General features: G+C 45.3%; 29 protein-coding genes. 7 read left to right on the top strand and 22 right to left on the bottom strand.

Annotation, left to right across the window (positions count from 1 at the left end):
• The first annotated feature begins 12 nt into the window (after nt 1-12).
• Nucleotides 13-822, top strand: a complete 810-nt coding sequence (locus tag GV64_RS15845) for an SDR family NAD(P)-dependent oxidoreductase (RefSeq protein ID WP_026258471.1) — start codon at nt 13-15, stop codon at nt 820-822.
• Between the two features lie 59 nt (nt 823-881).
• Here the strand turns inward: GV64_RS15845 and GV64_RS15850 are convergent, their stop codons facing one another.
• From GV64_RS15850 to GV64_RS15860, 3 genes are all read right to left on the bottom strand, one after another.
• Complete coding sequence (locus GV64_RS15850) at nt 882-1,499, bottom strand: dienelactone hydrolase family protein (RefSeq protein WP_020583967.1); 618 nt, start codon at nt 1,497-1,499, stop codon at nt 882-884.
• Nucleotides 1,500-1,527: 28 nt separating this feature from the next.
• Nucleotides 1,528-1,899 (bottom strand): hypothetical protein, encoded by a 372-nt coding sequence (locus GV64_RS15855; RefSeq protein WP_152554087.1) that lies wholly within the window; start codon nt 1,897-1,899, stop codon nt 1,528-1,530.
• A 133-nt stretch (nt 1,900-2,032) separates the two neighbouring features.
• A complete protein-coding gene (locus GV64_RS15860; protein ID WP_152554088.1) occupies nt 2,033-2,506 on the bottom strand; it encodes an acyl-CoA thioesterase in 474 nt (157 codons plus the stop codon).
• Between the two features lie 425 nt (nt 2,507-2,931).
• Between GV64_RS15860 and GV64_RS15865 the strand changes: the two genes are divergently transcribed.
• A complete protein-coding gene (locus GV64_RS15865; RefSeq protein ID WP_020583964.1) occupies nt 2,932-3,627 on the top strand; it encodes a class I SAM-dependent DNA methyltransferase in 696 nt (231 codons plus the stop codon).
• A gap of 82 nt (nt 3,628-3,709) precedes the next feature.
• On the opposite strand, the gene GV64_RS15870 is transcribed toward GV64_RS15865, so the two are convergent.
• From GV64_RS15870 to GV64_RS15920, 14 genes are all read right to left on the bottom strand, one after another.
• Nucleotides 3,710-4,471, bottom strand: a complete 762-nt coding sequence (locus GV64_RS15870) for an outer membrane protein (RefSeq protein ID WP_020583963.1) — start codon at nt 4,469-4,471, stop codon at nt 3,710-3,712.
• A gap of 293 nt (nt 4,472-4,764) precedes the next feature.
• Entirely contained in the window at nt 4,765-5,217 is a 453-nt protein-coding gene (locus tag GV64_RS15875) for a GNAT family N-acetyltransferase (protein ID WP_026258468.1), read from the bottom strand.
• 53 nt (nt 5,218-5,270) lie between these two features.
• Complete coding sequence (locus GV64_RS23905) at nt 5,271-5,624, bottom strand: TylF/MycF/NovP-related O-methyltransferase (protein ID WP_236632960.1); 354 nt, start codon at nt 5,622-5,624, stop codon at nt 5,271-5,273.
• Nucleotides 5,581-6,003 carry a hypothetical protein gene (locus tag GV64_RS24830; protein ID WP_051087835.1) on the bottom strand — a complete coding sequence of 141 codons (423 nt, stop codon included), beginning with the start codon at nt 6,001-6,003 and terminating at the stop codon, nt 5,581-5,583. Before GV64_RS24830 ends, GV64_RS23905 begins: the two co-directional genes overlap by 44 nt.
• 206 nt (nt 6,004-6,209) lie before the next feature.
• On the bottom strand, nt 6,210-7,007 hold the full coding sequence (locus GV64_RS15885; protein WP_020583961.1) for an alpha/beta fold hydrolase: 798 nt from the start codon (nt 7,005-7,007) through the stop codon (nt 6,210-6,212).
• 163 nt (nt 7,008-7,170) lie between these two features.
• Nucleotides 7,171-7,332, bottom strand: coding sequence for a DUF2986 domain-containing protein (locus GV64_RS24430; protein ID WP_020583960.1), 162 nt, complete (start codon nt 7,330-7,332; stop codon nt 7,171-7,173).
• 273 nt (nt 7,333-7,605) lie between these two features.
• The gene (rho, locus tag GV64_RS15890; protein ID WP_020583959.1) at nt 7,606-8,550 is read right to left on the bottom strand and encodes a transcription termination factor Rho; all 945 of its coding nucleotides are present in this window, start codon (nt 8,548-8,550) and stop codon (nt 7,606-7,608) included.
• Between the two features lie 339 nt (nt 8,551-8,889).
• The gene (locus GV64_RS15895) at nt 8,890-9,258 is read right to left on the bottom strand and encodes a VOC family protein (RefSeq protein WP_020583958.1); all 369 of its coding nucleotides are present in this window, start codon (nt 9,256-9,258) and stop codon (nt 8,890-8,892) included.
• 251 nt (nt 9,259-9,509) lie between these two features.
• Nucleotides 9,510-9,842: a YnfA family protein gene (locus GV64_RS15900; protein ID WP_020583957.1), complete on the bottom strand. Its 333-nt coding sequence runs from the start codon at nt 9,840-9,842 to the stop codon at nt 9,510-9,512.
• Nucleotides 9,843-9,937: 95 nt separating this feature from the next.
• Nucleotides 9,938-10,324, bottom strand: a complete 387-nt coding sequence (locus GV64_RS15905) for a hypothetical protein (protein ID WP_020583956.1) — start codon at nt 10,322-10,324, stop codon at nt 9,938-9,940.
• A gap of 291 nt (nt 10,325-10,615) precedes the next feature.
• On the bottom strand, nt 10,616-11,197 hold the full coding sequence (locus GV64_RS25955; protein ID WP_020583955.1) for a hypothetical protein: 582 nt from the start codon (nt 11,195-11,197) through the stop codon (nt 10,616-10,618).
• On the bottom strand, nt 11,198-11,596 hold the full coding sequence (locus GV64_RS25960) for a transposase (protein ID WP_020583954.1): 399 nt from the start codon (nt 11,594-11,596) through the stop codon (nt 11,198-11,200).
• 562 nt (nt 11,597-12,158) lie between these two features.
• Entirely contained in the window at nt 12,159-13,271 is a 1,113-nt protein-coding gene (locus GV64_RS15915; RefSeq protein ID WP_020583953.1) for an IS110 family RNA-guided transposase, read from the bottom strand.
• Nucleotides 13,272-13,388: 117 nt separating this feature from the next.
• Nucleotides 13,389-14,027 (bottom strand): hypothetical protein, encoded by a 639-nt coding sequence (locus GV64_RS15920; protein ID WP_020583952.1) that lies wholly within the window; start codon nt 14,025-14,027, stop codon nt 13,389-13,391.
• 236 nt (nt 14,028-14,263) lie between these two features.
• Here GV64_RS15920 and GV64_RS15925 point away from each other — a divergent pair, with 236 nt between their 5' ends.
• The gene (locus GV64_RS15925) at nt 14,264-15,208 is read left to right on the top strand and encodes a helix-turn-helix domain-containing protein (protein WP_020583951.1); all 945 of its coding nucleotides are present in this window, start codon (nt 14,264-14,266) and stop codon (nt 15,206-15,208) included.
• 69 nt (nt 15,209-15,277) lie between these two features.
• On the opposite strand, the gene GV64_RS15930 is transcribed toward GV64_RS15925, so the two are convergent.
• Nucleotides 15,278-15,856: a hypothetical protein gene (locus tag GV64_RS15930; RefSeq protein ID WP_020583950.1), complete on the bottom strand. Its 579-nt coding sequence runs from the start codon at nt 15,854-15,856 to the stop codon at nt 15,278-15,280.
• Nucleotides 15,857-16,125: 269 nt separating this feature from the next.
• Between GV64_RS15930 and GV64_RS15935 the strand changes: the two genes are divergently transcribed.
• The gene (locus GV64_RS15935) at nt 16,126-17,151 is read left to right on the top strand and encodes an integron integrase (RefSeq protein ID WP_020583949.1); all 1,026 of its coding nucleotides are present in this window, start codon (nt 16,126-16,128) and stop codon (nt 17,149-17,151) included.
• Between the two features lie 185 nt (nt 17,152-17,336).
• Here the strand turns inward: GV64_RS15935 and GV64_RS15940 are convergent, their stop codons facing one another.
• Nucleotides 17,337-18,857 (bottom strand): fumarate hydratase, encoded by a 1,521-nt coding sequence (locus GV64_RS15940; protein WP_020583948.1) that lies wholly within the window; start codon nt 18,855-18,857, stop codon nt 17,337-17,339.
• A 262-nt stretch (nt 18,858-19,119) separates the two neighbouring features.
• Between GV64_RS15940 and GV64_RS15945 the strand changes: the two genes are divergently transcribed.
• Nucleotides 19,120-19,662 (top strand): 2Fe-2S iron-sulfur cluster-binding protein, encoded by a 543-nt coding sequence (locus GV64_RS15945; protein WP_020583947.1) that lies wholly within the window; start codon nt 19,120-19,122, stop codon nt 19,660-19,662.
• Nucleotides 19,663-19,823: 161 nt separating this feature from the next.
• Here the strand turns inward: GV64_RS15945 and GV64_RS15950 are convergent, their stop codons facing one another.
• Entirely contained in the window at nt 19,824-21,719 is a 1,896-nt protein-coding gene (locus tag GV64_RS15950; RefSeq protein WP_020583946.1) for a hypothetical protein, read from the bottom strand.
• A gap of 238 nt (nt 21,720-21,957) precedes the next feature.
• Here GV64_RS15950 and GV64_RS15955 point away from each other — a divergent pair, with 238 nt between their 5' ends.
• Complete coding sequence (locus GV64_RS15955) at nt 21,958-22,266, top strand: BolA family protein (protein WP_330218052.1); 309 nt, start codon at nt 21,958-21,960, stop codon at nt 22,264-22,266.
• Nucleotides 22,267-22,345: 79 nt separating this feature from the next.
• Here the strand turns inward: GV64_RS15955 and GV64_RS15960 are convergent, their stop codons facing one another.
• On the bottom strand, nt 22,346-22,969 hold the full coding sequence (locus tag GV64_RS15960; protein WP_020583944.1) for a phosphoadenosine phosphosulfate reductase domain-containing protein: 624 nt from the start codon (nt 22,967-22,969) through the stop codon (nt 22,346-22,348).
• A gap of 325 nt (nt 22,970-23,294) precedes the next feature.
• A complete protein-coding gene (rlmKL, locus tag GV64_RS15965; protein ID WP_020583943.1) occupies nt 23,295-25,463 on the bottom strand; it encodes a bifunctional 23S rRNA (guanine(2069)-N(7))-methyltransferase RlmK/23S rRNA (guanine(2445)-N(2))-methyltransferase RlmL in 2,169 nt (722 codons plus the stop codon).
• 286 nt (nt 25,464-25,749) lie between these two features.
• On the opposite strand from rlmKL, the gene rmf reads away from it, so the two are divergent.
• On the top strand, nt 25,750-25,983 hold the full coding sequence (gene rmf, locus GV64_RS24445; RefSeq protein ID WP_407919921.1) for a ribosome modulation factor: 234 nt from the start codon (nt 25,750-25,752) through the stop codon (nt 25,981-25,983).
• Nucleotides 25,984-26,108 lie beyond the last annotated feature (125 nt).

Raw genomic sequence — 26,108 nt, forward strand, 5'->3', positions numbered from 1 at the left:
ACGGATTTGATTATGAAAAAAACGATACTGGTGACAGGCTCAACCGATGGCATCGGACTGGCAACGGCTCGGACGCTGATTGAAATGGGTCATCATGTCCTGATTCATGGACGGAGTGCCAGCAAGCTGAAAGAGGCAGAACTTCAGCTTGCAAAACTGACCACTGATGGCGCTATTGAAAGTTACCTTGCTGACCTTTCCAACATGGATGATGTGACTGCCATGACAAAAGCCATCGCGGAACGTCATCATCGACTGGATGCGGTCATCAACAATGCAGGTATTTTCAAAGTCAGTGAACCGGTTACCCGTGATGGCCTGGATGTCCGGTTTGCAGTCAATGCCATTGCGCCCTATTTGTTAACCAGACAACTGATGCCATTACTGGATGCTTCCAGCAGGGTTATCAATCTCTCATCGGCGGCTCAGGCACCAGTCAACCTGAAAGCCCTGACCGGAGATGTCCGGTTAGAGGACGATCTGACCGCCTACGCTCAGAGCAAGCTGGCGCTGACTGTATGGTCTCATGTAATGGCGGAATCCATGGGCGAATCCGGGCCAGTGATTATTGCCATTAATCCAGGGTCACTACTGGGCAGCAAGATGGTAAAAGAAGGATTCGGCGTTGCCGGTGGCGATATCTCTATCGGTGCGGATATCCTGTGTCGCGCGGCACTGTCGGAGGAGTTTGCAACGGCATCCGGTCGTTATTTCGATAACGATATCGGACAGTTTTCAACACCACATACTGATGCCTTGAATCAACAGAAAAATAAGGCGGTGGTCGACACTATCGAAGCGATTCTATCAACGCAGGTATAAATTGGCAGGTATCCGTGGCTGAGAGTCTCAGCTGCGGTTTTCACTGAATTGTCCCATCACTACTGAAATAGCTGCTTCTCTGATATTGGAGCACAAACAAGCTCTTTCAATGATCGGAAACAACGGTTTGATGGAATACGAGATAACGCTCTCAAAAAATAGAGAAAAGCAGAATCATGATAGTTTGAGGAGTGGGGGTTCATGAAGCCGTGCAGAAAATCTGACCGTAGCAACTCAACATGTTGCTTTTTCTCAACCACGTCTATCAACTCAGACACAGCAAAGTGCTTTTCCTCTTTCGGAAACACCAGGTACATCGGGAAAGCTGGCTCGATGTGGGAATCATGACGAATTTGCGATCCATAAAAGCCCACAGCGCCAGAAACCCTTGACGCAGCAGGTTTCTCAGAAAACTTCCAAATGGCAGATGCTCCAACGCTGAAGCCAAGGAGGCTCACCTGATGGTCAGAAATCGCGATTTTTTCAGCCAGCTTGTTAGTGTATGCGTTCAGACCTACTTCGGAGCAGAAGCAGTTATACGCCTCAGATTCACTAGTAAACCCCATGTTTTTTCCATCATAAGGATCAACCAGCTCAACATTGCCTGGAATCAGCGAGATGAGTTCTTCCAGTGCCGCCGTTAGTCCAAAAATATCTGACACAATAAGACGCTTCATGATTTTCCGGTATTCTTTTCACCCCAGTTCACATCATGGCACCAAGTATCATTAAGGAAAAAGTATAATAAGCATAAATGGCTAATAATACCTCAGCAGTAGCTGCAATGAACTCAGTAGGCCTTGAAAGCACCCCAAGAAAACCAAACTGTCCAGAATAGTTATCCTGTGTATCCAGAAAAAACTCCGTGAGTAATAAAAATAGCGTAAAAACGCTCACATTCTCCCCTCGTTTATACAGCCCCTTTTTAGTCAGATAAATGGTAGGTGCAACCAGAAGATACACAAAATAGAAAAAAGCAACGGCAGGAAAAAGCACACTTAAAAAGACATTGTTGCTTGATAAATCAGTATGAATTACCGATTGGAAGCAAAGAAACATAGTCAAGAGCCGGATCATAAATTCCCTTTACTGTGGCCAACTGGAGCCTTACTCAAAAGCCTGTTGGTTAAAAAGAACATCCCATGTTGCTTCAAACACCACCATTCAACAAATAATAACACACCAGAAAAAGCATGTGACTGAAAGCTTTCTACCTTTCCTTTGTTTCAAGCCTTTCTGTGACTTTTTGAATAACAGTATCAGGAGGAATCACCCCAGTTTTACTGAGCACACAACCGCGGGAAGTACCTTCCGCCACCACCCTGTCTTTGACCAGAAAAGTGTGCTGCATATGGAAGCTCTTATCATCCCAGTCAACAATCTTCATTTTCACTTCATATTTCTGAAAAGGCTTCAGTGGTTTTTTATACTTCATAGTATGCTCAGAGACTACAGGTATCCAACCCTCCTTATGCATGGTCCTGGCCAGACCTGTCCGGATAAACATATCCACTCTTGAGAGGTCACAAATGGTCAGGTATCGCCCATTGTTCATATGAATATTGATATCCAGATCATTAGGGAGCACTCTCAGTATCAGCGAATTTTCCGGTTTTACGACGGGTAGTCTTGGCTTGAAGAAAGATACCAGTAGTAGATAGATCATTCTGAATATTAAGCTCATTCCACGCTCCTGAAAGTGATGAACAACCAATGCATTCACCAGAGAATCTATGGGCTTTTTCATCCCTGGCTATAGGAAAAACCCTGTTATTTTTCTACGGTGCTCCAAGGCTACACATCATAGAGGTACAGCTAGAAGACCAGCGACATTTAACACCACAATCTCAAAAGAATTCAATCAGTGTTAAAAAACCTTCAAATACATCAGCACTATCTGCCCCCTTAGACAGAGGTGGAATGACTGATAAATCGCCCACTCCATGACTCTCTTCACAGAGTATAAATCCACAGATCACGTGGAATGAATGGATTCGCAAATAAAATAATTTGTTGTAGTATGCGCCACCAATTTTTTCCGGGTAACAGCGCTTGATTACTGCTTCCTCAAATGCCTTATATACGGATCTCTCCTGCTATTACGACTTAATGTGTGCAGACATTAACTATCAGGACCAGAGTGATTACGTGCATCGACTCCATCAACTATTCGGTAATAACGGCACAAAACATCTGGATCTTGCCTGTGGCACAGGACCTCATGTACGTCACTTTATTAATAAGGGTTATCAGAGCAGTGGTCTGGATATTAACCAGCCCATGCTGGATATTGCCGGGCTGCGCTGTCCTGAGGCCGATTTTGTGTTGCAGGATATGTGTGACTTTATAGTTGAGCAGCCTGTGGACTTGATTACCTGTTTTCTCTATTCCATTCATTACAGCAATGGCATTGAAAGACTCAGGTCGTGTATTGCCAGTGCTCATGCAGCACTGAATAAGGGCGGCTTATTTTGCTTTAATGCTGTTGAGAAAACCATGATCAGTAACAGCTCTGTGGTGAGCCACACGGTTGATTATGATGACAGCCATTTCGTCTTCAGCTCCGGCTGGAATTATTGCGGCACTGGCGATAAACAGTCACTGAGATTAAGTATTGAGAAAAGTACAGTACAGGAGAAACAGTTCTGGCAGGATGAGCACCCCATGGTCGCCATCAGCTTCAGCGAGCTCGAACGGTTATTAAGCCCTTACTTTGAGGTTTATACGTTTGAGCATGACTATGAAAAAATAATCCCACTGGAAGTAAACGCTGGCAATGCGATTTTTGCCTGTATAAAGCGATGACCTCCAACTGCGGCATCACTTAAGATGCCGTCATTCTTCTTCGATTCATCCATAGCATCAATGATTCAAGATACTCTTTTCACTAAAACCTACGGTAAAAACCGACCCGAAAACTCTGTTCTTTAAATTCCAGGGAATGCTTAAACCCATCTGCCGGGACAGTTCTGAGGCTGCTATCTAAATCAACAATGCCCTTATAGGATGAATGTAAATACTCTACTTTTAAAGACCATGCCCCTTTCAAATGCTGCTCAAAACCCAGGCCCGCAGCCCAACCCAGGGACCATTGCTGATCACTCTTTTGAGCATACTCTGATGCAAATGTATCTGTGAACCTGAAGTTATATTCAAAGTGCCTGAGCACCGGCCCCAGAGAAAGATAAAAAAGAGAATCGCCTGTGAGATAACCTAATCGAGGACGTAAACTCAATGCTATGTTCGATTTGACTCTGGAGTTTATCTCAAAGGTGTGTGCAGGCTGTGTTAGATAGGTAATATTTCCAGAACGATATCGCTCATTGTAATCAGTCAGGTACAAATCAACCTCAACCCCATAGAGGATATTGTCCAACTGCCAGTTTACCCCCCAAAACACCGTGCCACTGACATTACCAGCATTTATATCATGAGATGCAACCGGATCCAGCTGGCCTGGGTCAGTCGTTATAAAATATCCATTAGCCTTGGCGTTGGCTGTCGGGTCTGCGGCTCCTCGAGAATAACCACCCGTAAAGCCAATATATTGCCCTGTCCACGTTGATGAAGATGAATCTACAGTTTTCGCTACTGCTGAACCTGATAGCAATAAAGCAGTAACCCCTGCCAAAAATATTTTGTTGCTCATTATATCATCCCTGAGAGGCTAATATTTTCTGAGATGTGAACCTCTGACTGGTCTTATCAACTAAAAGTTGTTGTAGCATTTAATCAATGCTTAACCTTTAGAGCTGAATCCATATAGCTCACAGGGTGTGAAGCATTTTCTGCAAAAGCTACCACTCCTCAAACAGACTTACATATATCATTAACAGACTTACATATATCATGCATAGCCATAGTTCCAGCAGATATTTCGGCACAGGCCCTATAACCTGTAATTATCTGCACATAACCCATGCCACGGTCGTTAAAGCAGCACTAATCAACAAGATCCAAATACAACCGCAACATGTCCTTATGCTGAATGCCATGTTCAAAAATGGGCTCAGGATAATGGTCAAGAAAGTGGTTTGTAATCACATCAGAAACCCGAAACCCGAGTCGTTGATAAAACGTTAGTTGATAGCCAAACGTACCTGTTCCCAACTCCACCCGTTTGATTGATCGTTGTGCGAGCCCATCAAGCACATAGTTAAGCAACTGCGTTCCAATCCCTCTGCCCTGCAACTCCGGCATGACGGACACATTGAAAATCTCAACGCACCTGTCTGAAATCGTTTTAACAATACAGGCCCCAACAATCCTATCCTGCTCCCTGGCAGCAAAGCACCAGCCACCACTCAGATAAGACTGTATATTTGCCTCAGAGGGATCAGCCTCGAGAAGCAATTCAACAGGAACATCATCAGGATTAACTTCCTCGAATACCACCAATTTGATTTACTCTATTCAGGAAACAGGCTGTCGAGGAGTGTAACCGTTTCTCAAATAAATCTCACCGCCACCTGTTCCCAGCAGGTGTTATAGGCAAAATACTCCACCTTTTTACCGGAGCAATTTAAAAACTCATGCAGTGCTTTTACTTCGTGTTCTTCCCATTTCGGGAAATTGTATAACTCATCAAACAGCACAATAGAGCCTTGCACCAGGCGATGGCCTATTGCATTGAAAATATCCACAGTGGACTGGTAAAGGTCGCAATCGATATGAAGCAGTGCAATGGGCTGGTCTTTTAGCACCTCTCTGGCAAAAACAGGCAGTGTTTCACTGAACAGCCCTTTGACAAGGCGCACATTATTCAACACCAGCGGGGGGAACATCCGGGTTGTGATAGCCAAAAACCCCCTTTGGCAGTGGAAAGTCATTCCTGCTCCAGTCTTCCGGTAATCCATTAAATGAATCAAAACCATAAACGGTAGAGCGTGGATTCAGAGCAGCGATGAAATTAATCGTTCGCCCCGTACACACTCCCATTTCGGCAATAACACCATTCAGCGATATTTGTTCACACACATAAGCCATTAATTCAGCATCAATATCAAAAGGCTCTGCACTATTTAGGTATTCTGTAACAAATTGACTCGCTTCAGCACTCTGACTGAAATGCTTATCTGTTGAGAAAAAATTAATAATCTGGCTGCCTTCAGGTGAATCTGCCTTGATGGTTTCTATGGTTGATGACCAGTCATAAGAAGGCATTATGTATTGATCAAGCATCGTACTTCCTCATTATTGCCAACGACATATTTGATAAAGTAGACAACATCTCAGAAAGACTAATGATCAATACTTAATAAGCGCTCTTATGGAAATCATAAAAGCAGATTCTTAAATGTACTCAACTTTAATCGATCAGCTGCAACCGTTGAAGCACCGATACTTTTTATACAAATACACGATAAAATATTTTTTCCTGCAGCAATTCAATCGGCCCCAAGAAAACCCAGAACGCGATCGACAAATGCAGCCGGGTACTCCATGTGAATCGAATGAGCAGCCCCTTCAACCAGAGAAACACAGGCACCGGGAATTGCCTGCAAAACATCAATAGACTCTTCTGGTGGAAAGAGGACATCTTTTTTGCCATGGAGTATCAGTGTTTTCTGACGAACGGAAGGCAACTGATTACGGAAATCAAAGGCTGCTATCGCCCGTGACTGGTTGGCATATGCCGCAGGGCTCTGGGGATAAGGGTATTCAACCGACAATCGCACAGCCTCATTAACAACCTGCGAATCTTCAAAGAATTGGGGAGAAAATAACCAGTAGTAAAGGCTGCGAAACCATTGGGCACTCTCCATCCCGGTCTTCAGGTAAGCCCCAAAGTCCTCCAGCAGCCAGCGGTTTCTGGCGGAACAAAAGGCTGAAGCCCCTTCCAGAACCAGCTGGGAAACCTTTTGGGGATAGCGAACCGCACAATCCATCGCGATAAAAGCGCCCATGGAGTGACCAAGAACAATCACAGATGGTATTTCCAGCTCATCAAGCAACGCCATACAGTCGTCACTGATCAGCTCAATGGTGGTTTCAACCTCGTGAGGCGTGGTTCTGCCACAACCCCGGTTATCGGGGAGGATTAACATGAAGTGTCTGGCAAGTTCATCAATGACCGGTAACCAGCTCTGAGAGTCGCTGCCCAGGCCTGCAACGAGCATCAACACAGGGCCACTGCCATGAACTTCATAGTAAAGGTCGATACCATTTATTCTGGCAGTTGGCATACGGTTATCTCATCTTTCAAAAGATAAAACTTTAGTTGCTTAACGCTGAAAACGATACCACCTTGAAGGGAAAGGTAAACGATTACAGAGGCAAGGCAAGAACTTGCTTCTTCATTAATGACAGATTCCAGCCCCCCCCGAGGTTCTTTTTCAACGTTTGACCTCAGCTCTCAGCAACGACAGCGGTATCCTGGCTGGATTCCACTGCCATTTTCTCCCGGTCAGCCTTGCTGATGTATTTAGGCTTATTTTTGGGTGCCAATTTGGCTTTAGATCGTTTGGCAAGTGCCTTTAAAATCTGATTGCCTTTTTTACGACGGTTCATATGTCTCTGCTCAACGGGTAAACACCTGCATAATATCAGTATCGAACATCGCGCCAAATCCGTATAACGCGTTCCTCAGGATATTGACTGGTGTTACTCACGAAAAATGGACACGAATTGTTGATTTTTTATTCAAACTCAACAGTCCCCAGATAGCCTGATGCTGGGCGTTACTGACTTGTTGTAAAATATTCCGATGGACACTGGGGGCAGGCCTTTCATTTTGAATTCATGCCAGATGCAATCCCGATCCCACCTTACATTTTTCTGCAACTAGCGGTTCAATAGCGCTTCATTGGTCGGGTATTTCTCAAGCAGCTCAACCAGTTTTCTGGCGCCTTCAATCGGTTTAAGATGGGTAAGCGCTCTTCGCAACACCCTCACTCTCTCAAGATCTTTCGGGTTTAAAAGCAGCTCCTCACGACGTGTACTGCTTTTAGCAATATCCAGTGCGGGAAAAATCCGCTGATTCGCAATCTCACGTGATAACACGATTTCCATATTACCCGTGCCTTTAAACTCCTCAAATATCACCTGGTCCATCCGGCTTCCGGTATCCACGAGAATGGTCGCCAGAATGGTCAGCGACCCGCCGTTCTCAATTTTTCTGGCTGCGCCAAACAGTTTTCGTGGTACCTCCATCGCTCTGGCATCAAGCCCGCCCGACATGGTACGCCCGCTGTTCTTCCGCTCTGCATTGTGCACTCGTGAGAGCCTGGTGAGAGAGTCAATGACAATCATGACATTATGCCCCTCGCCAGCTTCCTGCTGGGCTTTGCGAAGCAGCTTATTCGACACACGAACATGCTGTTCATAGGGCTCATCCGACGATGATGCGTGCACTTCTGCCGGCACACTGCGCTTGAAATCCGTCACTTCTTCCGGGCGCTCATCAATGAGTAACGCATAAAGCTTAATCTCAGGGTACGCTTTCCCCACCGACTGGCAAATATGCTTGAGAAGGGTCGACTTTCCGCAGCCCGGTGGCGCAACAATCAAACCTCGCTGCCCCATTCCGATTGGCGTGATGAGATCCATCGCCCGCGTGCTGAATTGCTGAGAACCAGATTCCAGACGAATACACGGAGAGGGGTTGATGACTACACCGTTTAAAAACCGCTGCTGTGGATCACTTTGAGAGACTTGCTTGACCACCTCAACGCCTTGTTTAGAGCTTTTATTTCTTTTCACCTTCAAAGACAGTGTTTTTCTCGTCATGATATCGATTTATAGCTCTGGAAAATTAAGTGTTAGAGGTAGTTAAGGAGTTTAACGCAGCTTATGCTCTATTCACCGGATTTTTTGGGGCAATATCAAGGCGCGAAGTGAAAGTTTAGCTCCTGAGAGAAAAAACAGAATAAGCACAACGCCGATACTCCCATCAAGATAATGCCCTCCAGAGTTTAATAAGCCTTACCGAGTCTTGCTACTTGGCTTTACCCGGATATTTCATTGTTACTTACACATAATACTTGCGGCAGGGCTATCACTTAAGGTGCATTATAGTGTCCACTAAAACAGGGGAAGTACACAGTCCGTTGCTGCACTTTGTTAGGCCTACACATTTTGACCAACCCGCCATAAAACACCCGATGGATCATGAAAAGTAAAATCCCTCATCTGCCACGGTTGATCTGTTGGCTCGGAGATTTGAATACTATATTTTTCAGATATTCCGTTATCAACCCTTCTTTTATGCCAGGCATCAACATTCTCAACTTGAAAATGCATGACTAAATTTTCGGCAAGCTCTTTCACATAAAAATACTGTAGCAAAAAGCTGCAGGCTCCATCATGAACAAAAGCCACACCTTGAGAGTCTGAGGCAATAGAAAACCCCACATCCCGATAAAACGCCTTTGACTCATCATAATCCTTTGAAGGAACAAAAGCTTTGAGATCAATACTTTTATATTGCTCGGTCATTCTTATCCTCAATTTTTTTATGTTGTAAGAGACTGCGCTTGCAGATGACTAAACATCTACCATTGCACTCAGAGGTATTGAAGACTGATGCCCGCTTTTGAGCATTATTTGCATAGAAGGTGGTAGTGGCTGAAGGCCTCATTGCAGCCCAGGTGAACGGCTTCCAGCCAGTAATGACTAAACCTATTACAATGCTCCCCCAACATTGATGTTTCATTAGCCAGCATTGAGAATAACGCTTATGCCCGTTGTTATGAGCTTCTGGGCGCAAACATGATGATTGCCATGCCTGACAATGCCACTGACACACCCACCAAATCCCATAGGGTTGGACGAATACCGTCAACGACCCATAACCAGAGTATGGCTACGAAAATATAGACGCCACCATAAGCGGCATATACCCTACCGGCGGCTGTTGGATGCAGCGACAATAACCAGGCAAATAACGCAAGAAAGCATGCTGCTGGCAGCAGAAGCCAGACTGATTTCCCGTCTTTTAACCAAAGATAGGGCAGATAACAGCCCAATATTTCTGCGATGGCGGTTACAAAGAATAATCCGATTGTTTTCAACTCTGGCAACTGAAACTCCTCATTTTACCGTGACTCTAGGGCGCCGGTAGAAATAGCAAATTGTGCAGCCAAAAGTGTAGTGACCTATCCACATACTAAATTTGCTAAAAAGGGTCTTCCTTTGTAGGCAGATCAATGTAAATCACTTCGTTGCCGCAGGAACGGCAGGTGCTACCGACTCTCAGTTTGAAATTAACAAAGAAGGTTAGAGTCTTTAGAAATATTGGAGTTCCTTTAATCAGGGCTATCAGTATCATCAGGTAACCTGCTCCCTGGCGAGCACCATACCAGGTTCTATCTCCAAACTCGCCGGTTTCAATGGATGACATTAACGCAGTAAAAACAGCCCAGCCAATTAAATAGAGGATTCCGCCAAAAAAACCACCCAGAAATACGATACCGATTACATCGGCAGTGCTTGCCTTAAAAGACAGCCTGGGATACCTGAATTTGCGACAACATCGATATTTCATAAGGGTCTTATAACTCATCAATCAGGCACGCCACAGAGGCGGATCCAAAGAAAGAAGAAAAAAGAAAAGAGAAAAAAGAAAAGCAAAAGAAAAGGACACCCATTAAATACAGAGAAAAAGCACACAAGAAAATCAAGTTTATTCCCAGGGGCTCAACACATGGCGAAACATCGTCCATACAGCAAGACTCGAATATGATCTTGTCAAAGGATGATCTTCGGTGAGAAAAGGTGAACGACAGACCCAGTTAAACGTTACAGATCAAGATCTACCGAAATGGAGGGGGTTAGGAGGCGCTCCAGCCTTTTGCTATTGTAGATACAGAGACTGACTACAGCACATACCATGAAGCCACCGTTTACCAGTCTGCCTCGCATAGACTTTCAAAGCCCCCAGCCTACCCACTGCACGACGGAAACGGTTATTCCAACTCATGGTTTTCAGCCATTCATTCGGATCGATTTTCAATCTGTAGAGAATGGGAGGGAGGATCTCTGGAATAGAACCTCTCTTGTCCTGCCGCACGATACGCCCCGTCCAGTCCACCAACTCAAGGTAACTGCTCAGGGCAAAAGGAATAGTGGTTTCCGGGTTTTGCCCTTGTGAACGCAAGGGTCTGAGGTGAGTATGCTGTTTTCTGAACCGACCACCACTGGCTTTTGTAGCCCGCTCTTTGACGGAAGTATAATCTGACGTTTCCGGCGTCCTGGCCATTTTTGCCCTGATTGGATTAAGGTCAACATACGCCATACAGGTCAGCAGCGCCGCTTCATCCAGTAAAGCCTGGCTTTTATAGCGACCTTCCCAAAATCGTCCTTTGCAACCATCTTCTTTATTCGCTTCCCTTGCCAGATGCTCATTAAGGCAACGCATAAACCAGCTTATATCCATTCAACGAGAGCGGTATTCTTCAGCAAACTCCCCTACCCGCAGCAACTCCGCTTTATCCAGTGATACCCCGGAAAGAAAACGCTGTACCAGCAAAGGCCCGGTAAAAAGACTTGTCCAGCGTTGTAACACGGTCTTGGTGTCCCAGCTCTCCCCAGACTCACGATTAATGAAGACAACCACATGGTAATGATTCGACATCACGGCATAGGCGCACACTTCAATAGCAAATACTCCGGATAGCTCTTTCAGGCGGTCAACCACCCACTCCCTGCGATGCTCATAGTTTTTGCCACTGAATACATCTTTACCACAGAGAAAAGCCCTGCGAACACAACGAGCCATACAGTGGTAGTAAGGCGTACTGGCGGTATCGATCAGGTTTTTACGAGCGGTGGTCATCGTGACTCCGGCTTAATTTATGATTGTCGGAGTAAAGATAGATCAGCTGTCTGGTTAGTTAAATAATTTTATGGGTGTCCTTTATATTTTCTCCTTTATATTTTCTCCTTTATATTTTCTCCTTTATATTTTCTCCTTTATATTTTTCTTATATTTTTTTCCCTTCTCTAAATTTGAACACTCTTATATTCTTAGAATTCATTCCTAAACTCGACTAAATGCTTAACGCCTAAATCAGGTGCGCCGTAGGCGTCACCTGGATTTACTTGTTGATATGACTCCCGCAGTCAAGCAGGTTGTTTGAACTTAATAATAAACTCGTTATAGAACCTGTTCTGATACTGGAACCTGAATCAACGACGGCTGGCAAGCTGATATACGTGGGCTGGGTACCACTTTTCATGTATCCGTCGTGTGAGCCTGCCTCTCTCTAGGATCGAGGGCTCGGCAGTTAACTGCCTTACCTCCTAACAAGACCGAGGGCCACTCACCGGCCGGGGTTGCAATATCAGAACAGGTAAACCTCCAGAACTTTGCAGAAGAATCTTCTTTTACTTCACGTCTACGCCGACTGCTCCGATTCAATCAGCCCTTTATTCACAATCTCCCACATAAAGGTCGAGAGTTCTCTTGCTATGGCGACAACGACAATATTCTTGTTTTTAAAGCGGGCTGTCAGGCTTCGATATCTTTTGCATAATCTCAACTGGGCTCGCCAGGCAATTTCTCTGACCGGCTTTGGCAGATCTTCCTGCCGGAGCATCAGATCTCTCGTCAGCTTCTCCGGATGCCGGTAACTCCAGGCGGATTCAACCAATGCTTTTCGCGCATGACTATTACCGCACTTGGTAATCGTACCTTGCCGCTTTTTACCGCCACTGGAGTTTTCCGAAGGAACCAGGCCAAGCCATGAGAAGAGCTGTTGAGGATTGGCAAATCGTTTAAAGTCGATGATTTCAGCGACCATGGTCATGGCCGTGATCTGGCGCACACCTTTTAAGGACTGTAATGCCTGAACAACCGGATAACGTCCCCATTCAGGCAGATATTCATCAATCTGCTTCTCCATGTACTCCAGCTGATTTTGTCGATCTTCCACCGCATCCATATACTGCTTCAGCACCACATTCTGAGCCGTAGTGTCAAAGACCCGCTCAGATAACCAGTGCCAATGTTGACGACTCCAACGCTTACCGTGATAAACCTGATCATGTCGCAGCAGGAAACTGTTCAACCGTTGTTTTGCGGACTTCAGATCATTGACCATATCAGTACGGGCACGGATCAAATCCCGCATGGATTCATCTTCAGTGCTCGGAACATAGACTTCACTCAAGTTGGCATTTTTGAGCGCTGTAGCAATTGTTCTTGCATCACGGCGATCTGTCTTGACTTTATCTTTGGGTAGCTTTGATGGTGCAGCGACAATACATTGAAAACCTTTACCAGTCAGGTATCGATAAAGCCAGTAACCACAAGGGCCTGCCTCATAGGCAAAGAAGAGTGTTGAGGCTTTACTCTGCAAACGTCTGATCATGCGATCAATATCACGATGCAGAGTACCTATGGTGCCGAAATCTTGAACACAGTCTTCACGTTGGCTGCCTATGTATGCGACAGCGATAGATTGTTTGTGAGTGTCCAATCCGACAAAAAGGGTGCTATCTTTACTCATCGCTGGCCTCCGATCACTCTTCAGGCTTGCCTGATGCGGCTCTGGTAAAAGCTAGCCCGCGTTTTATTCGGAGGCCAGTTTTTACCGTTCAGCGGGAGTCATTGTGTCTAGGCGTATTCATGGGCATACGGTAAATTCTTTAGATATATGATTATCTCCATCTCTATATCTCATAATTTCTTGCACAATACCTAATGGACTAGGTGGAAGTGGATTCAAATAGACATTAGCCTTTGATTCATAGTCACCATCCAAACCTGTATAATGAAATGATTTTTCTGGCACTGGATTTATAGATTCACCAGTTACTTCATTCCATATTTCTGAAGCATATGATGCACAATTATAATACCCTGTCCACTGGTAATTCTCACGCTTATGAATTGCTTTATTTAACTTGTTAAATTGATCTAAATTAATTTCTTTAGATCTTATTAGACCGGTTCTATATTTTTGTTCTTTATTTATCGTTGTGCCTTCGCCGAACAACCCATAAGTTGTACAAGAATCAGAAGTCCTTAAAGATATCCAAGCATGACCGGCACTGACGGACTCCGCTTCAGATAAAATACTTAGTAACTTGCTCTCACCAGCAAGTTTTGTAACACTTTTTAAACTTCTTAGTAATGTAGGTGCTGCTGTTTCCTGACTTATATTTGCATGGATGGTCAGAACATATTTTTTGTTAAGATCGTTTCCCTGAGCATTTCCGAAAGAGAATAAACCAACAATGAATAAAGTCAGTAACTTATCCAAAACAAATCCTTTATAGATGCTATGTGATGCTTAATAGTGCGACGCCTAACGCTTGGTTCAGCCGCGGCCGAAGGCGGTCGGGTGGAGGGGCGCAGCCCCGGAACGAACTGGAACCATTTGTTATGTGCGGGTTGGCACGTACTACTAAAGTTAAGTTAACTATTTTCTTTGAAAAGTTAACCATTAGCAACTAATGTTACCTTAACTAAAATAAAAGTTAAGTAAATGAGGTTGCTATGAATTTTAATCTAATAGAATATGTCTTAAAAAACAACAAGATAAACCAGAAAGAACTGGCCGAGAAGTTAGATGTGAGTAGAGCACAGATTTCTAAATGGAAGTCTGGCGATTCAATACCTCATGATAGAGAACAAGAACTTATCAAACTTGCTGGCTTATTCGGTTTTGACCCAGAATGGGCAGCTTTTGTAAAAACTGAAGACAATGGTAATGACTGGTTAGAATACATTCGATTCATGAATGACTGTTCACTGGGTAGAAGTAAAGCATGGCAATTTGATGAATCACCTGAAATATATTTTCCCTCTGTACTTTTAATGCTTGCTAAATTTTCTTGTAGCATTCCTGATAAAGCACCTTGTGCTAATGAACTTAAAAATGAAGATTATGAATATACAAAATTCGATGAATTGATTATCGATTTTCTAGAAAGCTATGGTCCTCTGTCTGAGTGGTGTAGCCTATATCTCGCATTTGATAACGATGAATTATTTGAATTTCAGGGTGAACTAGAAGCCTGTGCTGTTGATTTAGCACTATCATATGTCAAGGAAGAGCTGCTACATGAAAATGGCTTAAATATTTCAACATTAGAACAGCATTTTTTGTCAAGCAAAAAGTATATTAGAAAAACACTGTCTTTGATGTGTAGAAAAATGAATAAACTTAAAGTACCTTTTGAAAGAGATTATTTTGAATATATTAATGAGCATCCTTTCACGATAGAAGATTTTCTAATTGAATCAAGCATCAGTAAAAAAAGTGTTGAAAGCTTTTTTACTTACCATGAAAAACTAGTTTTACACGAGACTAGAAGACAATCAGAGTTGCTAGAAGAGCTTCATGTCAAAATAGACAGTTTGCTTTCAGAAGGAGATAAAGAGTACTTCTCATCAGTTCTTGAGAACTGTCCCCCTTCTGCAAATAAGCATCAACGTTGAGTGAGCACATAACGCCTAAATCAGGTGCGCCGTAGGCGTCACTTGGATTTACTTGTTATGTGCGTTTACTCAGTACTTTACTTCTTTAATACCCAAACTTTTGCTCTTTGAGTAGTAATTTACCTTCACGTCAAAGAGGTCGGTTATTTTTTCTAGAATTTGTTTTATCTCTTTGCGCTTCATGGCGTTCTCATTGTCGTTAAACATCAGATGGTAAAACGATGACCAGAATATTGTTGCATCTGAAAATGAGACAGGCTCTGATGGGCCGATGACAGAAAAGCACTCACTATCGCCAATAAGTGCTCCTGCCAAATCAGCATTCACCATCTCGCAAGCTGAGATGAAAACTCGTTTTTTGTCTAAGCAAGGTGAAAGCATGGTGTTTAGCTCTTCAAAAGAAACTGAGTCTAAAGTTGTTTCTAGTGAGTTAGGACTACCATGACATGAAATATGTAAATACCGATAATCACTTTCATCAAATTTATCGATGATTTCATCAAGTTCCTGTTTTGTCCTTATATAATAATATTCTGATGCAATACCATTAAGTTTAAGAATTTGAGAAAGAACTTTGCCTTCAAATCTGTCGGATTTTTCATCGTCAAAATCAAGACTTTCAATTATAAAAACGTTTGGTTTGGACACAATATTTCCTTTAGCACATAACAGCTATTAGACCTCAACTGAGTAATATTGGTTATTGAACTCAGTTAAGAGATATTACCCAATGGCCTTTCTTATGTACTCACATGAGTTATATTATCTGGACATTGAAATTCGTTTAACCCATTGAATATTAATAACAAACACTTCATCTCCAATCAGCCCTCTCAATATTTCTCACATAAGATATTTGCATTATCTCAATATTCGCCAAAAATACTGTATAAAAAAACAGTATCAAGGATATCCATATGCCTTCCAACTTTATGAAAAAAGTGCGCGATACATTGCGTGTCAGGCGTTACAGTTACCGAACAGAACAGGCGTATTGCTATTGGATTCGTTATTTTATTCGCTACCACCAGTTAAAATATCCAGGTGATCTCACTCCAGATCACGTCATCCAGTTTCTTACTTATCTGGCGGTCCAAAAACAAGTTTCAGCATCAACGCAAAATCAGGCACTCAATGCCCTTAACTTTTTATATACACAAGTGCTACAACAACCTTTGGGAGATGTCACCAAAGCCACTCGCGCCAGAAAGCCACCCAAAATCCCTGTGGTCTTTGAACGTGATGAAATCCAAAACATTTTTCAGGTCATTAATCCACATTATCTTTTACCAGTGAAATTACTGTATGGCTCTGGACTGCGATTATCTGAATGCCTGAGACTGAGAATTAAAGATATCGATTTCCATAGACAGATAATCATTGTGCGATCCGGCAAAGGAGGGAAAGACCGAGTGACGATGTTACCTGCCGGTTTAATAAACGGTATCAAGTGCCGTATTAATCAGGTCAGACATTACCATCAGGCCGATTTGGATGCTGGATTTGGTGAAGTCTGGATGCCAGATGCCCTGGCTCGCAAATACCCTAAAGAGGCATTCAGCCTTCACTGGCAGTATCTTTTTGCTTCTTATAAACGATCCATAGAACCCTACTCTGGTAAAGAAATGCGCCATCATATGGATGACAGCACCTTACAAAGGGCAGTAAAACAGGCTATTGCAAAAGCAGGAATCCATAAAAAAGGCAGTTGCCATACTTTCCGGCATTCATTTGCTACCCACCTTTTGGATGATGGGTATGACATCCGAACCGTGCAGGAGCTGCTGGGCCATAAGGATATCAAGACAACCCAGATTTATACGCACGTACTCAACCGTGGTGGGAATGCGACCAGGAGCCCATTAGACAGGCTGATACTCAATGCGACCAAAAACAACGCTACCGCCCCTTCAGCCAGCTTCAGAAGTACTCAGGAGGGTTAGATGTTGAACGACTATTTATGTCTATTTTCATCGCGCAAAATAGTACTATAGAGCCATTACAATTTATAGGTGTTTTACCTATTCTTCTGTCTGCCATAAAAAAATGGCAGCTTACAATAAGCTGCCATTGTCTTAAGCGTGCTTTTCTGCCCTACTGTTTTTTACCGCAGAGCTAACCGTGTGGCTTATTTAATCTCCAGCACCTGCTCTTCGATCTTCTTCTTCCAGATCTGTGGACCAGTCTGGTGTACCGACTCACCACGACTGTCTACGGCCACGGTTACCGGCATGTCTTCCACTTCAAACTCATAGATGGCTTCCATCCCCAGTTCCGGGAAGGCCAGTACTTCTGCCTTTTTCACCGCCTGGGAGACCAGGTAAGCGGCGCCACCCACAGCAATCAGGTAGACGGACTCATTGTCCTTGATCGCTTCAATGGCTGCCGGGCCACGTTCTGCCTTACCGATCATACCGGCAAGACCGGTGGTTTCCAGCATGGTGCGGGTAAACTTGTCCATACGGGTTGAAGTAGTTGGGCCAGCTGGGCCTACGGCTTCATCACGCACAGGGTCAACAGGGCCAACGTAGTAGATAAAGCGTCCTTTCAGATCAACCGGCAGCTCTTCACCGTTGTTGATCATATCCACCATGCGCTTATGGGCAGCATCACGACCAGTCAGAATTTTGCCAGAGAGAAGAACCGTGTCACCTGGTTGCCAGCTCTTGATGTCATCATGGGTCAGGTTGTCTACATTAACCTTGCGTACACCCTCGCCCATATCCAGGCTGACTTCTGGGTAATCATCAATGTTTGGTGCCTTCTGATAAACAGGACCATTACCGTCCAAAGTAAAGTGAGCATGGCGTGTTGCTGCACAGTTCGGGATCATGGCCACTGGCAGAGATGCGGCGTGAGTTGGGTAGTCCTTGATCTTAATATCCAGCACCGTGGTCAGACCACCCAGGCCCTGGGCACCAATGCCGAGCTTATTCACTTCATCCATGATTTCCAGACGCAGTTCTTCTACACGGTTCTGTGGGCCACGCTCACGGAGCTCATGAATATCGATAGGATCCATCAGAGATTCTTTGGCCATCAGCATAGCTTTTTCTGCAGTACCACCAATGCCTATGCCCAACATGCCCGGAGGACACCAGCCAGCCCCCATCGTCGGTACGGTTTTTTTCACCCATTCAACAATGCTGTCGGATGGGTTAAGCATGACCATTTTGGATTTGTTTTCAGAGCCACCACCTTTGGCAGCCAGCTCTACCTCAACGGTATCGCCCGGTACCAGGGACATATGAATAACCGCCGGGGTATTGTCTTTGGTGTTTTTGCGGGCACCAGCAGGGTCTGCCAGTACGGAGGCACGGAGTACGTTATCCGGATGGGTATAGGCCCTGCGAACGCCTTCATTGATCAGGTCTTCAACGGAGCGGTCAGTATCAAAACGAACGTTCATGCCCACGCGGACGAATACGGTGACGATACCGGTATCCTGGCAGATAGGGCGCTTGCCCATCGCACACATTCTGGAGTTCACCAGAATCTGGGCCATGGCGTCTTTAGCGGCCTTGGACTCTTCTTTCTGGTAGGCCTCATAAACCGCATCAATAAAATCAATGGGATGATAGTAGGAAATAAACTGCAGTGCGTCCGCAACACTCAGAATTAAATCATCTTCCCGAATAACAACACTCATTGGTTTTTCACCCCTTGTCCTACGGTTTTAATTCGCAAATTTATTTCGCAGCCAGACCTGACCAGTACAGCAGGCAAACCCCATCGGGTTCTTATTATTGGGCATAGATTATACCAATGCCAAAAGCTAATAACATTGATTAACCGCATAAGGGGTAAAGTTTTTCTTCAAAAGACAGACCTCTATTTTGGTGGTAAGCCATTACAGGCTGTAAACTTGCACACCAAATTCATTATATAAAGCAACTGTCAGGGGCTTTCCCGTGCCGGAGATTCAGTTTCAGGGCAACAGCTACTCACTTGATGAGAAAGAGAACCTTCTGGATGGCCTGTTGCGTCAGCATGCCCGGGCACCTTATTCCTGCAGAGCCGGGGTCTGTCACTCCTGCATGCTCAGGGTGACTGCAGGCTGCGTACCCACAGAAGCACAGTCCTCACTGACAGCGGAGCAAATCAAGAAAGGTTATATTCTTACTTGCCAGACAAGGGTGAGTGAGAGTTTAAGCCTGGCTCTGCCAACCAGGGATGAAGTACCCGGCGTCATTACGGATTTAACGCCAGTCAGCTCTACAGAAGTGACAATCAAGGTATCCACACGCTTACCCTTTGAAGTCTCGGTTGGCGAGCATATTACACTGGTATCAAACGAGGGCTTTGAGGCCAGCTATCCCGTTGCTGACTTCAATGAAGATATACAAACACTGGAGTGCACCATTACTCGATCCGCAGGTGGCAGCCCATTCAGCATCTGGATTCATTCCGAGGCTGCAATAGGCGACCGCCTGATGGTGATAAAGAATGGTTAGCATTTACTCCCTATTTTCATAGGGTAACGATTGAAGCACAAAGAAATGCTTTTTTCCTTTGTGCTCTTTGTGGTTAAAAAAGAATCTTCGCGCAGTACAACAGCCCCCCCCGGAGGCATTAAGGAATGTCCTTAATACCTCGCCTGAGAACAGTTAACTCCTTATTCTTTGACTGGTAAAGCATGCAGGGTTTTGTCATGCCCCATTCTTTCCGGGTCGACATGACTGCGAGAGAACATATCACTGGGCATGCATCCGGTTTCAACATTGATCAGGCTGAAGGAAGGCTGACGTACCACCTCCTGAAAGGCAATGTTTCCGTCAGGCATCACCACTGAATGGGCAAGGTAGGCATCCACCAGCCCATGAGTATAATCAACCCCCTCTGTCTCAAAGCTCTTCAGCACAACAACCTCTCCGGCTTTACATCCCAATGCAATTTCATCGCCTTGCACTGTGCTTTTAATAATGGCTGGATGACGGCTACCCAGTGGGAACTGAATGCTGCCATAATAATGGTTCTCGCCGCTACTCTGTGGCTCTACCAGCACGTCCCAGAAGGCAATCACATTCATATATTCCCTGCCCCGGTTATCCTTGACGATATTATCGCCATGCTCGCCTTTATCCAGGTATGAGCCTGCCACCTTGAAGCGGCGGGTAATGGCCTGATCAAAATTGATGATTTTAGGGTCCTGCTCCGATGCAATCTGGTAAGCGATAGGACGACTGGGCAGGATATTAGCAGCAGCCTGTTTAATCTGTTCTGCTTTTTCCGCTTCCTGTTTAGCTAACAGGGCAGCTTCTTCTTTTTTCTTTTCAGCCTGAAGGCGTTCTTTCTCTCTCTCTTGGCGAATACGCTCCAGCTCCTCTTCCTTTCGCTTCTGCTCTTGAGCTAAAGCCTCTGCCTTATCCCTGTCAGCTTTTGCTTTTTCTTTGGCTTTTTGTTCCGCTATTCGCTTCTCTTCAGCCAGCTTAAGCGCTTCTGCTTTCTGCTGCTCTGCTTTCGCCTCTTCTTCTTTGGCTTTCTCCTCTGCTTTACGTTTTTCTTCAGCCAGTCTCAGCTCTTCAGCTTTCTGTTTTTCCGCTTTGGCTTTTTCTTCTGCTTTACGCTTCTCTTCAGCAAGCTTCAGCTCCTCTGCTTTTTGCTTTTCACGTTTGGCTTTTTCCTCAGCTTTGCGTTTTTCTTCGGCCAGTCTGCGCTCTTCAGCTTTTTCCTTTTCAATCCTGGCTTTTTCTTCTGCCTTGCGCTTTTCCTCTGCCAGCCTCAATTCTTCAGCTTTCAGCTTTTCAGCCTTTGCCTGCTCTCTTGCCTTACGACGCTCCATAGCACGGGCTATTCTGGCCTCTTCCTTTTCTTTTTCTTTATCGGCTGCCGATTTTTCCACCGGCCTTACCTCATCCGCCGCTTTTCCCTGATTTTTCTGCACGTCTCTTGAATGGGGTGCGGGTCTTTCTTTTTTCTTATCAACCCTGACAGGTTTGGTTATTTTTTTAGGCTCTTGTTTTTCCTCAGCGGTTATCACAGGTGCTACTGCTGGAGGACTGACCTCTTTCTCGGCTTGAGGCTTAAACGCTTTCTGTTTTTCACTTTGCCTTGTCTGCTCGGCCGCAGCTAATGCTTTTTCATCCAGTTCAACCTGACCCGATTTTTCGAGGACAGTCGCTTCAGGCTCATTTTCCTTCACCAGCACCACCTCTTCATTCAATTCCTTTTCTGCCAGCCGGATATCCATGAATTGAAGGAAGGTTTCTGCCTGTACCGGGTCAGTCAAATCAAGGGATGCAACCTGTTTGTAAAATTTGAAATCCTTGGAAACACTAAGATTTTGTGGGTTACGATTCACTCTTCTATTTTTATGCCTAGACCGCCCTTTTGGCTCTTCATCCGCCTGAACAGCGTAAGGAGGCACTGCTTTTCCTTTATCACTGTCGGTGGCGTCTACTTTTTTCGCATGGGCAATCGTTGAAGAGGCCGCGATGATCACCGCAGTTGACAGTACTGTCATGGCAAATTTTGCTGTCTTTCCAGCAAAACGTTTATCCGGATTTCCCATGAGATCTACACCCTTAGATATAGTAAAAGGAGGACTTCGCCGTATAGACTGAGAGCACCTGAACAAAGCGCTTCGTACACCAAAGTGGTATGAGCATAGACCATGAAAAAAAATCATCCATAAGCATGGAAGCGAATGGTCTACAGCCTCAGGGAATAGCGTTATATAATGGCTTCCTAAAGCCAGTAAGACAGAATCCTTGTCGTTCAGGCCAGGACTAAAGAGGTGGTGTATGGGAATGAGAGAAAATATCATCAATAAGCTGAATGAGTCCTTACAGAATGACTTCATTGATGTAACGAATGAGAGCCACCTGCACAATACGCCTCCGGGCTCGGAGTCACATTTTAAAGTGGTAATTGTCAGTGAGAAATTTCAGGGAAAAATGCCGGTTAAACGGCATCAGATGATCTACGGCTTTCTAGCGGATGAATTAAGAGAGCAGATTCACGCTCTGGCTCTTCACACTTACACTCCCGCAGAATGGCAGGCAAGAAACCAGTCGGCGCCAGCAACGCCAGATTGTCGTGGCGGCAGTAAAAAGTAAAGAATGAAAAGATATGCAAAAAAACTGTCAATGTTCATCAGGCTCTTCAGCCCGATGAACAGACTGTTGTCGATAAGCTTTAACTCGATACCGAGGTGTGCAAGCCACACTCACGGTGCCCATAGACTTTCGTCGGGTCGTAGTAATCTTCCTCAATAGGAAGATCGTGAGTGACCAGATACTCTTCAACGTCCAGTTCAGTCCAATTCAGAAGAGGTGCAACCCGGTAGTAACCGTCACGGGTCTCACTGACGACATCAAGGTTCTGCCTGAATTCGGTCTGATCCTTACGAATCGCCGTCAGCCAGTAATCTGGAGCTGATACTTTCATGGCACGGGCAAAAGGTTCCAGCTTTACCTGACGGGTAAACTCATCATGTTCAGAAGTATCAACTTCTGGCACACCACCATAAATAGCATCACGAAAACCCCGGCTGTATTCCGGGTGAAAAACCTGGATATTGAGATTCAAACGTCGAATCAGCCCATCGGCAAAGCGGTAGGTTGCCTGGGTACCGTATCCTGAATCAATCCAGACCACCGGGATATCCGGATTCACCTGAGTTGCCATATGAATAATGGCCGCTTCATACGGCCCAAAGTTTGTTGTCAAAACCGGTTTACTGGCACGCTGGACAGCCCACTGAACAATAGCCTGTGGACTCAGTGTCGACAGCTCCTGGTTCATCATCTCCAGATTCATTATTTGCCCCATCAATCCATAACTGAATAGACGCACTATAAGAGCGGTAATTTATAACTACAAAGACTAATATGAACTATAAATATTACTGAACATGATTACAGGCTTTTGCAAAGGGCTGCCGCGTATGGGGAAACATTGGTTTCAATGCAGGCCGTTTCGCTTGCGGGTCAAACTCGCAGCCTAAATGATACAGACGGTTGGTTAGATTGTCTGATCCTTTCGGGAACCAACGACCAGGAGGGGTTACCAACAGGCCATCCAACCAGCCAGTAACACCTCCCAAGATAGACTCATTTTGGGCTTTTTCGACAAGCTCAGAGAATCAGTGCCTGATCGACCAGCAGCGATGAATTCCTGGTCTGCGCTGAAAATCACGGTCAATGGTCGAAGCGGTGATTTCTTCCACCGTAAATTGCTGACTCAGCTCGCCTGCCAGCTGAAAGCGGCGGAAGTTATTGGAGAAATAGAGTACTCCCCCTTTTCGCAGTCTCGCCATGGCCAGGTTGATCAGTTCAACATGCACTTCCTGGACATCAAACACATCCCGCATACGTTTTGAGTTTGAAAACGTTGGCGGGTCCATGAAAATCAGATCGTACTGACGCTTTTCCTGCTTTAACCATTCAACACAGTCAGCCTGTTCCAAGCGGTGCTTACGATCCACCATGCCGTTAAGCAGCAGGTTCTTTCTAGCCCATCCCAGATAGGTATTGGACAAATCCACACTGGTCGTACTGGCAGCACCACCCACTGCTGCATGAACCGTGGCGGTGCCGGTATAACAGAATAGATTCAGAAAGTCCTTTCCTTCCGCTTCTCTGCCAATACGTAAACGCATTTTCCGATGATCCAGAAACAGTCCCGTATCCAGGTAGTCCCTTAAATTCACCAGAAGACGACATTGCCCTTCTTTAACTTCAAGCATGTCACCGGACTGCTCAAGTTTTTCGTACTGACGTTTTCCAGACTGACGTTCACGACGTTTGAAAACCACCTGTTTTTCAGGAATACCCAAAACACCCGGAATAACCTCAAGCGCTTCTAACAGTCGTTGATGAGCTTTGTCTTCATCAATACTTTTTGGCGCAGCGTATTCCTGAACATGAACCCAATCTTTGTAGATATCTACGGCCACCGCATATTCAGGCATATCTGCATCATAGAGGCGGTAGCACTCAATGCCTTCTTTCTTAACCCACTTACCCATCAACCTCAGATTTTTCTTAAGTCGATTGGCAAACATTTCCCCTCCTGGGGTACTGGCTTTAAACGCAGGCGCAGGTTGAATATTTTCAGAGGTTGCCTTTCCAGGCTTATCCGGTTGACGCTCACGAATATCGTAAAGGAATAGCTTACAAGACAATGTTCCATTAAACAGGGTATAGCTCTTTTTAGGCCCCATCCCAAGGCTTCTGGCCAGTGCTGGAGAGGATGTAAAAATACCGGCCTGCCAACCCGGAGTCTCTTGTTTCAGTTTTTCACCCAGGTGCTTGTAGAGATACACCAGACTGGTTTCATCTCCCATGCGCTCACCGTAAGGCGGGTTGGCAATGACCAACCCTGGCTCGATAGCGGTATCAACGGTGAGGTTAGCCAGCTCCTGTTGTTGAATCGTCACCTGTTTACTCAAGCCTGCGCGCTGGAGGTTGGCTCTGGCACGTCCCACAATTTTCGGCAAACCTTCATAGCCGATAATCGTTGATTTCATCGCTGCAAGACCCGCAGTGCGCCGTTCCCGAGCCTCTTCCAGAACACTCAGCCAGAGTTTTGGAACATGCCCCATCCACTTATCAAATCCGTAGCGGGCTCTCAGCAGACCTGGAGCGATGTCGGCAGCCATCATGGCGCCCTCAATAAGTAAGGTGCCTGAACCACACATTGGGTCGAGTAAGGTTCCGCCTTGTTTTGCAACTTCTGGCCAGCCAGCGCGATACAGAAGCGCAGCGGCAAGATTTTCTTTTAATGGGGCCTCGCCCGCTTCCAGGCGATAACCACGCTCATGCAGGCTCTGACCTGACAAATCAATAGCAACAAATGCCCGTTTATCTCTGGCATGAACGTTGATACGCAGATCTGGATTACTGTTACTCACCGATGGACGCCAGCCATGACGATCACGCAGCTGGTCAACAATCGCATCCTTAACAAACTGGGAGCCAAAGCGGGTATGGGTGATATCTGGTGTCGCCCCGTTGAAATCTACCCGAAAGCTTGACCCCTGATCCAGGTGCTCATCCCAGTCGAACGACTGGACCCCTTGATAAAGTGCGTGTTTATCTGAAGAATCAACTTCGCCAATGCGTAACAGAATTCGACTGGCCAGCCGGGACCACAAACAAGCTTTGTAGGCCAGTTCAAGGCTACCGGAAAAGCTGACTCCGGCAACAGTTTCTGCCACATCACTGGCACCGAGCACCTTTAGTTCCGCCGCCAACGGGGACTCCACCCCCTTGGGACAACTGGCAAACAGAGTCAGCATCGTTGTATTCATAACTTCATATTCCTGAAAAAGCTAAACACCAGCTTTTATTAACTAAAAATTCTCAACGTTTTCTCAACAAAAGCGACAGATTTGGATAAAACTTAGAGCATTGACTTTCCTTGGGTGAACACTTTCTTCAGTTGACTCTTTACCCGTACTGTTTTTTGGGGGACAGTTAGCACTATGCGACTAGTTACCCCCACCATTGGGTGAAGTCTGCTGTGTGGTAATACTGAAAGAAAGCCTGAGGCGCCATGGAGGCCGTCAATAACCAAATCAGCAAGAGGCAGTTACCATGTTGAAAAGACACAAAAGGGATAAATCAGATAGAGCCTTTAATAAAGGATACCAAATAGGCCTGTCTGGCCGCTCCAGGGACATCTGCCCCCATCAGGAGCCAGATTTACGCCAGTCGTGGTTAAGTGGCTGGAGAGAAGGTCGGGTTGATAACTGGGAAGGAATGACGGGCATTTCGGGGTTACACCGAATGTATAACTTCTCCCATTCCTATTCAGCTGACCTGCTCTGAATACGCTGGTTAAAAGCCCCTCTAGCGGGGCTTCCAAGAGCCATCCACTCATCTCATAGAAAAACCGTTTTTTTATTGACCCTGCTGTTATTGGCAGGGCACGATGAGATCAGGATGACTGTCTG

It is taken from the genome of Endozoicomonas elysicola (genome assembly GCF_000710775.1).
In the GTDB taxonomy this organism is placed as follows: domain Bacteria; phylum Pseudomonadota; class Gammaproteobacteria; order Pseudomonadales; family Endozoicomonadaceae; genus Endozoicomonas; species Endozoicomonas elysicola.